This window comes from Flaviramulus sp., from assembly GCF_982512915.1.
Genome location: NZ_CEWOCJ010000032.1, coordinates 1 through 8,950, shown reverse-complemented (window position 1 = coordinate 8,950; position 8,950 = coordinate 1). Strand labels below are relative to the sequence as shown.

The following is an 8,950-nucleotide window of genomic DNA, read 5'->3' as shown; positions in this document are numbered from 1 at the left end:
TCAAATAGCAGGAACAACAGATACAACAGCTAGTATTTGTGTAGGTGAAGGAACAGATGATTTAATTGCAGTAGAATTTACTACAAGTTCAACTACAAGTGGCACAAATGGTACATATGTAATTACAGATCAAGCGACAGGAGAAATCTTAGGAACGCCAGGTGCTGGACCATTCAATTTAGAAGGTGCGCCTGCAGGAGTTTGTGATATTTGGTACTTGAGATACGAAGATGGATTAACAGGATTAACAGTAGGTCAGAATGTTTCGGGTTTATCAGGATGTTTTGATTTATCAAACCCAATTTCAATAACAAGACTCACCGGAGTAGATTGTGCTTCCTTGAGTATCGATGATTTTGAGTCTAACTTTAAATTTACGCTATATCCAAATCCGGTTCAAAGCGAATTATCTATTAAATACCAAGGATCTCAAAATCTTAATTTAGATATTCAGGTCATAAACATGCTAGGAAAGCAAATTATGAACATTGACTTTTCAAATAGTAGAAACGCGACTATAGATATGAGAAGTTTAACTACTGGGACGTATTTCTTAAATATTAGAGATAAAGATTCTGGAAGTTCAATTGTTAAAAGAGTGGTTAAGAATTAGCTAGTATATTATTACATACTAAAAAAGAGCACTTAAAAAGTGCTCTTTTTTTATTTCCTATTTTGACTTTGTTTTGAGTTTAATGTTTAAAATGACGCGTGCCTGTCATAACCATAGAAACATTATTGTCATTACAATAATCAATACTTAATTGATCTTTAATAGAGCCACCTGGTTGAATAACGGCAGTAATTCCTGCATTTTTAGCAATTTCTACGCAATCAGGAAATGGAAAAAATGCATCACTCGCCATAACTGCACCTTCTAAATCAAATTTAAAAGTTTGCGCTTTATGAATAGCTTGCTCTAATGCATCAACGCGACTTGTTTGTCCGGTTCCGGCTGCAAGTAATTGATTGTTTTTTGTTAATACAATAGTGTTAGATTTTGTGTGCTTACAAATTTTTGAAGCAAAAATTAAATCACTTAATTCGCTTTCTGTTGGATTTGTATTGGTTACATTTTTTAAACCTTCAACAGTATCTGTAATATTATTTCTGTCTTGTAATAAAACCCCATTTAAACAACTTCTAACATTCATTTTTGGCATTTCAATATCATGAAGTTTTAAAATAATTCTATTCTTTTTTCCTTTTAAAGTTTCTAATGCATCATCAGCAAAAGAAGGAGCAATTACAACTTCACAAAATAAACCGTGAATTTCTTCGGCGGTAGCTAAATCAATTTCTTTATTACTAATTAAAACCCCACCAAAAGCTGATACAGGATCGCCAGATAACGCATCAACATATGCTTGACGCAAAGTGTTTCTTTGTGCCAAACCACAAGCATTGTTATGTTTTAAGATGGCAAATGTTGGAGCTTCGTTTTTGAATTCTAAAATTAAATTTACCGCAGCATCAACATCCAATAGGTTGTTATAGCTTAATTCTTTACCGTGTAGTTGCGTAAAAATTTCATCAAAATTCCCAAAGAAAAAGCCTCTTTGATGTGGGTTTTCGCCGTAACGTAATACCTTGCCATTAGTTTCGCTAATTTTTAATGCAGCCTCATCATGGTTTTTATTGAAATAATTAAAAATAGCGGAGTCATAATGTGATGATACATTAAATGCTTTACCAGCAAAACGCTTTCTGTCTTCCTCAGAAATACTTCCGTTGTTAGCAGAAATTAATTCTAAAAATTCAGCATAATCATTTACAGAAGATACACAAATTACATCAGCATAATTTTTGGCAGCAGCTCTAATTAATGAAATACCTCCAATATCAATTTTCTCAATAATATCTTGATTGATTGCGCCAGAGGCAACTGTTTTTTCAAATGGATATAAATCAACAATAACAACATCTATTTGTGGAATGTTATATTCTGCTAATTCAGCAACATCACCAGCATGATTTTGACGATTTAAAATACCACCAAAAACTTTAGGGTGTAATGTTTTTACTCTACCTCCAAGAATGGAAGGGTATGAGGTAACATCTTCAACCGGAACAACGTCAATACCTAAATCATTTATAAATTTTTGTGTACCTCCCGTAGAGTAAATAGTAACACCTTGTTTGTTAAACTCCCTAACAATGGGTTCTAGTCCGTCTTTACTAAATACAGAAATTAAAGCTGATTTTATGGTTTTTTCGTTACTCATTTTTAGTGGGTTATGAATTGAAGCGCAAAAATAGTAATTAAAAAGTAAAATTTTGCCTTGTCTAACAACCAAAATAGTATTGATTTTTTAACTAAAATGAAGAGTTGTTAACAACTATGAATATTGTTTAATTAGAGCTTGCTAATTAAAGGGAAATGCATTTGATGGCGTTCTCGCCTCCTTAAGAATTTCTACCATTTCTTCTAAAATATCAGGATGTTCATCAGCAACATTTTTAATTTCTCCAATGTCTACTGATAAATTATAAAGTTCAAGTTGGCCTTCTGGATTTTTAAAAACATTATACTTAACGGCTTTCCAATGTCCTTTTCGTATGGCTTGTCTACCACCTCTTTCATGAAACTCCCAATACAGGTAGTCATGTTCTTTTTGGTTATCCGCATCACCTAAAAGCAGTGGTAAAACCGATATGCCATCTATATTTTTAGGATTTTTAGCTTTAATTATGTCGGTAAATGTTGGAAAAATATCCCAAAAAGCAGATATATGATTAGTTTTAGAATTAGGAATTATTTTTCCTGGCCAACTAACAATCATAGGCACTCTAATTCCTCCCTCGTATAAATCGCGTTTGGTGCCTTTTAAAGGGCCATTACTATTAAAATAAACAGGATCAGCTCCTCCTTCAGTATGAGGACCATTATCTGATGTGAATATAATAATAGTGTTATCAGCAATTCCAGCTTCCTCAACCTTTTTTATGATTTCTCCCACTTGAGTGTCTAAGATTTCAATCATTGCTACAAAAGCAGCATGTGACTCGTTTTGAGATTCATAACCGCCTTTTCTATAATTTGGTCCAATGTCTAAACCTTTGTATTCCTTTTCAGGAGGGTATTTGCCTCTATATTTTTTAATAATATTTTCAGGAGCTACTAATTCTGCATGGGGAATAATAGAAGCTACATATAAAAAGAAAGGATTTTTTTTATTGTTTTCAATAAACTGTAACGTTTTTTCGTGAATTAAACTTGGGGCATAAATTCCTTTTTTATCTCCGTAATTTTCTTTTAGTATAATCGAATCTCTGTTATGCCATAGATGACGGGGGATAATAATTATGGCCTAAACGCTGACAATTAAAACCGAAAAAAGTATCAAAACCTTGGTTGGTTGGATCACCTGAAGACCCCGGAAACCCCAAACCCCACTTTCCAAAAGCTCCAGTTGTATATCCTGCTTTTTTCATTGCTTCAGCAACTGTAAAGGTGCTGTCAGGAATAGGATATTGCCCCTCAGGCCGAACTTCTTTATTTCCTCTTATCATTGTATGCCCAGTATGCATGCCAGTTAATAGAGCAGATCTTGAAGGCGCACAAACAGTACTGCCAGAATAATGTTGAGTAAATAGCATGCCTTGTGATGCTAATTTGTCAATGTTTGGAGTTTCGAATTTTTTTTGACCATAACAACTTAAATCGCCATAGCCTAAATCATCAGCCAAAATATAAATAATGTTTGGTGGAAGCTTTTTTAAAGGTGTTTCTGTTTTTTCTTTACAAGAAAGAAATAGCAAAACCAGTATCAATGTTGTAAAACGACAAGCTGGTTTAAAAAACATAAGTTTGAATTTTATTGAACGGTTACTTTTTTATCTAATCAAAAGTAAGTATAGTTTTAGTAATTGTTAAAAAATTTCAGCAACTTTAGAACAAACAAATTCTAAAAAACGTTCGTCAGCTTCAGTAAATGGGTCTGGAGTATTAGAGTCGATATCAATTTGCCCAATATTCTCACCATTTACAAAAATGGGAATTACAATTTCCGCTTTTACGGTTATACTACACGCAATATAGTTGTCTTGCGCAGAAACATCGGGCACTACAAAATTTTGGTTGCTAACTGCTACTTGTCCGCAAATCCCTTTTCCAAAAGGAATGATAGTATGGTCTGTTGGTGCACCAACATATGGGCCTAAAATAAGTTCTTCTTTATCACCATTTTTAAAATAAAAACCTACCCAATTGTAATAATCAATATGGGTTTCAAGCAATTCGCAAACTTTTAAAAGACGTTCGTTTTTGTCTATTTCAGAATTGGAAATAACAGATTCTACTTGTGGTTTTAGTTTTTCGAAGGTCATAATTAAAAAAGTTTTGGTAAAAGTATTTAAAAAGGTGTAATTTCGATGTTCAATTTTGTTTTTTTTGAAGTCACTTTTGGTAAAATATAAACTAGTAATAAAATTTATACTAACGTTTTTGGTGGTGTATAGTGTTTTGTCTTTCGGGTATAAATTTTATTTACAATTTTCAGATGGCTCCAAGTTTTATCCAGATTATATTACGCATTTAGTATCAAAACAAACAGAATTAATTATAAATACATTTGGTTATAATACAGAAGTTTTACCACATCCAGATGAGCCTTCCATGAAGGTTATTATTAATGGTAATTATTTAGCTAGAATAATTGAGGGTTGTAATGGCGTAAGTATCCTTATTTTGTTTGTTTCATTTATTATCGCTTTTTCAGGACAAGCAAAAACAACTTTTTTTTATATCCTTTATGGGGGTATTTTAATTTATTCAATAAACTTATTCCGTATAATTATTTTGACTCTTGGTTTATACCACTATCCTCAATACGAAGATATTTTGCATACTGTAGTTTTTCCTGGAATTATATACGGTATGATTTTTTTGCTTTGGATTTTTTGGGTGAATCGTTTTTCTAAATTAAAACAGAATCATGATTAAAATCACTAAATACATATTGTTGCTATTTTTATTTGGTTTATTGATTTTAATAAGATGGTTTGAGAATGATTTGTTTTATGATCCTTATTTATCTTTTTTTAAAAATGATTATTTGTATATAGATAGTCCACGCAGGGAAATTGCAAAATTAGTAGCTTATACAACATGGCGTTATCTTTTAAATACCTTAATCTCTCTTTGGGTTTTGTATGTTTTTTTTAGAGATAAAAGTATATTGAAGTTTTCTGTTTTAATTTATGTCATTGCTTTTATTGTGTTAATTCTCTTTTACTTATTTTTTGTTGTAAATCCTAGACAAGAAGATTATTATATTTTTTTTAATATAAGAAGGTTTTTAATTCAGCCTATTATATTAATAATCTTATTTCCAGCATTTTATTATCATAAAATAAGGAGCTAAGTGTTAATCATTTAATAAAAACAGACTATAATCATTAAGTTTTTTGTAATTTCGCAAAGTGAAAAAAATCATTTTACATAAAACGTTTTCAATAGCTTTAGCTTTTTTAGTTTTATTTTCAACAGTATCTTTTACTATTGAAAAACATTACTGTGGAGATGTTTTAGTTGATGTTTCAGTGTTTTCTGAAGCAAAAAAATGTGATATGGAAATGCCTTCAATGGAGACCTTTCAAAAAAAATCTTGTTGTAAAGATGAGGTTGATGTAATTAAAGGTCAAGATGAACTAAAATTCTCGTCTTTTGATGATCTATATTTTTCACAACAACTTTTTGTTGTGGCATATGCTTATTCATATAATAATTTATTTGAAGGTTTATCTCAACAAATAACACCTCACAAAGATTATTCTCCACCCAATTTGGTAGCCGATATTCAGGTTTTAGACCAAGTTTTTATTATTTGATATTAATTTTTTTATTCAATCTTTTCAATTATTTAATTGATAAAAGAATGTAAATTATTAATAAATCAAATTTAAAAACAATGAAACATACATATATAGTTGCAGGCATGACCTGTAATGGATGCAGAGCCTCAGTTGAAAAGGCTTTAAGCGAAACGCTTGATGTTATAAACGTTACAGTTAATTTAGAAACTTCTGAGGTAATTATTGAGATGTCTCAACATATTCCATTAGAAACTTTACAAAACGCATTGGCTAGTAAGTATCAAATTTCAGAAAAAAATATTTTTAAAATAGTTGATAATACAGATAAACAAAAAAGTGATTTACAACAGCTTTTTCCATTATTTCTGATTTTTATTTACATTATTTCTGCTGCTATTCTAATCAATTTTAAATCTTGGAATTTGGATAGTTTTATGCTCGACTTTATGGGTTTATTTTATATCGTCTTCAGTTTTTTTAAACTTTTAGATTTAAAAGGATTTCCAGAATCTTTTAAAATGTACGATCCAATCGCTAAGGTAGTTCCTTTTTATAGTTGGATCTATCCTTTCATAGAGGTAGCTCTTGGGTTGATGTTTTTAATACGTTTTCAAATATCAATAGCTTTAGTTGTAACCTTAATTGTTTTAGGGGTTACTACTATTGGTGTTACAAAATCTTTATTAGATAAAAAATCAATCCAATGTGCATGCCTGGGAACTGCTTTAAAATTACATATGACCAAAGCAACTTTTATTGAAAATACTATTATGATAGTAATGGCTACTATAATGCTAATTAAAATTTACAATTAAATGAAATTTTTAATATATATATTATTGCTTCCAGCATGTCTTTTTTCGCAAGAAAAGATATCAGGAATGATTATGGAAGCTAATGATAAAAACGAACATATTGGTTTGGCTGGAGCCAATGTTTATTGGTTAGATACCGAAATAGGAACAGTTACAGATATTGATGGAAAGTTTACAATTCCCTATAAATCGGGATATAAAAAACTAGTGATAAGTTACATTGGATTTAAAACTGATACTTTAACTATTACTGAAGCTAAAATGATACATCATTGGTTGGAGCCAACAGATAGTTTGGACGCTATTACGATAACTTCAAGAAAACAAGCTACAGCAAAATCATATTTAAGCGCTTCAAATGTTATAAATGTAAGCAGCGATGAATTGTTGAAAGCAGCTTGTTGTAATTTGTCTGAAAGTTTTGAAACCAATCCATCTATCGATGTTAATTTTGCCGATGCAGTAACAGGTGCACGTCAAATTAAAATGTTAGGGTTAACTTCACCATATATCTTAATAGCTACTGAAAATATTCCTTCAATTAGAGGGGCATCACAAGCTTTTGGTTTAAGTTTTATACCAGGAACTTGGGTAGAGAGTATTCAAATTACTAAAGGAGCTGGTAGTGTAGTTAATGGCTATGAGAGTATTGCAGGTCAAATAAACGCAGAATTGGTAAAACCCTCAACAGATAATAAATTATTTGTAAATGCCTATGGTTCTGTAAACGGACGTCTTGAGTTGAATACACATGTTAACACCAAAATATCCGATAAGTGGAGTACTGGATTGTATTTACATGGGAATATAAGAGAGGAAAAGTTTGATAAAAACGAAGATTCTTTTCTAGACATGCCATTGCAAAAACAAATTAATGTGATGAACCGATGGCAATACATTGACACCAAAAATGGATTTGTAAGTTTTATTAATTTCAAATTTTTAAATGACCAAAAACAAACAGGACAAATAAATTTTAATTCTGATACAGATAAGTTAACAACTAATGCTTGGGGAAGTGAAATTGACACCCAACGTTATGAAGTGTCTGCTAAATTAGGTTATGTTAACCCAGATATTCCTTGGCAAAGTATAGGGATTCAAACAGCTTATAGTAGTCATAAGCAAGACTCCTATTTCGGTTTGAAACAATATGATATTACACACAATAGCTTATATACTAATGCTATTTACAATTCAATTATTTCAGATTCTAGGCATAAAATAAAAACAGGTATTAGTTACACTTATGATTCGTATGATGAGTTTTTAGACACCCAAAATCTGAATTCTAATTACGAAAGAATAGAAAGGGCTTTAGGTACTTTTTTTGAATATAATTTTGATGATTTGGATAAGTTTAATATTACTGCAGGTATTCGGGTAGATAGTCACAATTTATTGGGCACTTTTTTAACACCAAGATTGCATGCACGCTATACACCTTGGTCTAAATCGGCTTTAAGAGCTTCTTTTGGACGCGGAAAACGTAGCGCTAATATTTTTGCAGAAAATCAAAATATTTTCGGAACCTCAAGAAACATTAATATTCTAAATACTAATGGAAACATTTACGGTTTAAACCCCGAAATTGCATGGAATTATGGGCTTTCTTTTTTACAAGGATTTAATCTTTTTGGAAAAAAAGCTGATATTACTATTGATTATTACAAAACAAATTTTCAAAACCAAGTGGTTGTAGATTTTGAAAATCCACGAGAAGTTAATTTTTATAATTTAGATGGAAAAAGTTATGCAAACAGTTTTCAATTTGAATTGAATTATAATCTTTTTGAAAATTTTGATTTACGAACAGCTTACAAATTTTATGATGTGAAAACTGATTATTTGGTTGGCAGACTTGAAAAACCTTTAATACCTAAACATCGTTTGTTTGCAAATGCTTCTTATGAAACTAATAAAAAAGCAGATGCTAGCCAATGGAAACTTGATGCTACTTACAACTGGTTAGGAACCCAACGCTTTTCTTCAACAGAAACAAATCCAATACAATATCAATTATCCGAAAGGACACCAACGGTTGGAACATTAAATACACAAATAACAAGAGTTTTTTCTGAATCCTTTGAAATATATTTAGGAGCTGAAAATTTAACAAATGTGAGACAGCCAAATCCTATTTTAGGGGCTAATGACCCTTTTGGTTCAAATTTTGATACTAACTTTGTATATGGACCAATTTTTGGAAGTATGTATTACGCTGGATTAAGATTTAAAATAAATTAAAACAAATTAAAAAAGACAATATGAAAAAAATAATAATTATAGGTATGCTATTTACGGGAATGACACTTTTT

10 protein-coding genes are annotated in these 8,950 nt (G+C 30.7%); 6 read left to right on the top strand and 4 right to left on the bottom strand.

The window, feature by feature from the left end; translation table 11 throughout:
* The coding region (locus tag AC1XJX_RS13095; RefSeq protein WP_482004436.1) for a T9SS type A sorting domain-containing protein at positions 1-613 on the top strand (613 nt) is incomplete at its 5' end.
* A 79-nt stretch (positions 614-692) separates the two neighbouring features.
* On the opposite strand, the gene purH is transcribed toward AC1XJX_RS13095, so the two are convergent.
* The 4 genes from purH to AC1XJX_RS13075 all read right to left on the bottom strand — a co-directional run bounded on the left by purH (position 693) and on the right by AC1XJX_RS13075 (position 4,329).
* Positions 693-2,225: a bifunctional phosphoribosylaminoimidazolecarboxamide formyltransferase/IMP cyclohydrolase gene (gene purH, locus AC1XJX_RS13090; RefSeq protein WP_482004435.1), complete on the bottom strand. Its 1,533-nt coding sequence runs from the start codon at positions 2,223-2,225 to the stop codon at positions 693-695.
* 141 nt (positions 2,226-2,366) lie between these two features.
* Positions 2,367-3,188: a sulfatase-like hydrolase/transferase gene (locus AC1XJX_RS13085; protein WP_482004437.1), complete on the bottom strand. Its 822-nt coding sequence runs from the start codon at positions 3,186-3,188 to the stop codon at positions 2,367-2,369.
* 88 nt (positions 3,189-3,276) lie between these two features.
* The gene (locus AC1XJX_RS13080; protein WP_482004434.1) at positions 3,277-3,807 is read right to left on the bottom strand and encodes a sulfatase-like hydrolase/transferase; all 531 of its coding nucleotides are present in this window, start codon (positions 3,805-3,807) and stop codon (positions 3,277-3,279) included.
* 66 nt (positions 3,808-3,873) lie between these two features.
* Positions 3,874-4,329 carry a GAF domain-containing protein gene (locus AC1XJX_RS13075; protein WP_482004433.1) on the bottom strand — a complete coding sequence of 152 codons (456 nt, stop codon included), beginning with the start codon at positions 4,327-4,329 and terminating at the stop codon, positions 3,874-3,876.
* A gap of 64 nt (positions 4,330-4,393) precedes the next feature.
* Between AC1XJX_RS13075 and xrtF the strand changes: the two genes are divergently transcribed.
* From xrtF to AC1XJX_RS13050, 5 genes are all read left to right on the top strand, one after another.
* Entirely contained in the window at positions 4,394-4,945 is a 552-nt protein-coding gene (gene xrtF / locus AC1XJX_RS13070; RefSeq protein ID WP_482004432.1) for an exosortase family protein XrtF, read from the top strand.
* Positions 4,938-5,366, top strand: a complete 429-nt coding sequence (locus AC1XJX_RS13065; protein ID WP_482004431.1) for an exosortase F system-associated membrane protein — start codon at positions 4,938-4,940, stop codon at positions 5,364-5,366. Before xrtF ends, AC1XJX_RS13065 begins: the two co-directional genes overlap by 8 nt.
* A gap of 58 nt (positions 5,367-5,424) precedes the next feature.
* Positions 5,425-5,832 carry an HYC_CC_PP family protein gene (locus AC1XJX_RS13060; protein WP_482004430.1) on the top strand — a complete coding sequence of 136 codons (408 nt, stop codon included), beginning with the start codon at positions 5,425-5,427 and terminating at the stop codon, positions 5,830-5,832.
* An 80-nt stretch (positions 5,833-5,912) separates the two neighbouring features.
* Positions 5,913-6,632 carry a heavy-metal-associated domain-containing protein gene (locus tag AC1XJX_RS13055; protein WP_482004429.1) on the top strand — a complete coding sequence of 240 codons (720 nt, stop codon included), beginning with the start codon at positions 5,913-5,915 and terminating at the stop codon, positions 6,630-6,632.
* A complete protein-coding gene (locus AC1XJX_RS13050; RefSeq protein WP_482004428.1) occupies positions 6,633-8,879 on the top strand; it encodes a TonB-dependent receptor in 2,247 nt (748 codons plus the stop codon). It abuts the gene before it with no gap.
* Positions 8,880-8,950: the final 71 nt, after the last annotated feature.

Coding starts and splice junctions, on each gene's coding strand:
- AC1XJX_RS13065 (WP_482004431.1), top strand. CDS start 4,938: ATGATTAAAATCACTAAATACATATTGTTGCTATTTTTATTTGGTTTA.
- purH (WP_482004435.1), bottom strand. CDS start 2,225: ATGAGTAACGAAAAAACCATAAAATCAGCTTTAATTTCTGTATTTAGT.
- AC1XJX_RS13080 (WP_482004434.1), bottom strand. CDS start 3,807: ATGTTTTTTAAACCAGCTTGTCGTTTTACAACATTGATACTGGTTTTG.
- AC1XJX_RS13075 (WP_482004433.1), bottom strand. CDS start 4,329: ATGACCTTCGAAAAACTAAAACCACAAGTAGAATCTGTTATTTCCAAT.
- AC1XJX_RS13055 (WP_482004429.1), top strand. CDS start 5,913: ATGAAACATACATATATAGTTGCAGGCATGACCTGTAATGGATGCAGA.
- AC1XJX_RS13050 (WP_482004428.1), top strand. CDS start 6,633: ATGAAATTTTTAATATATATATTATTGCTTCCAGCATGTCTTTTTTCG.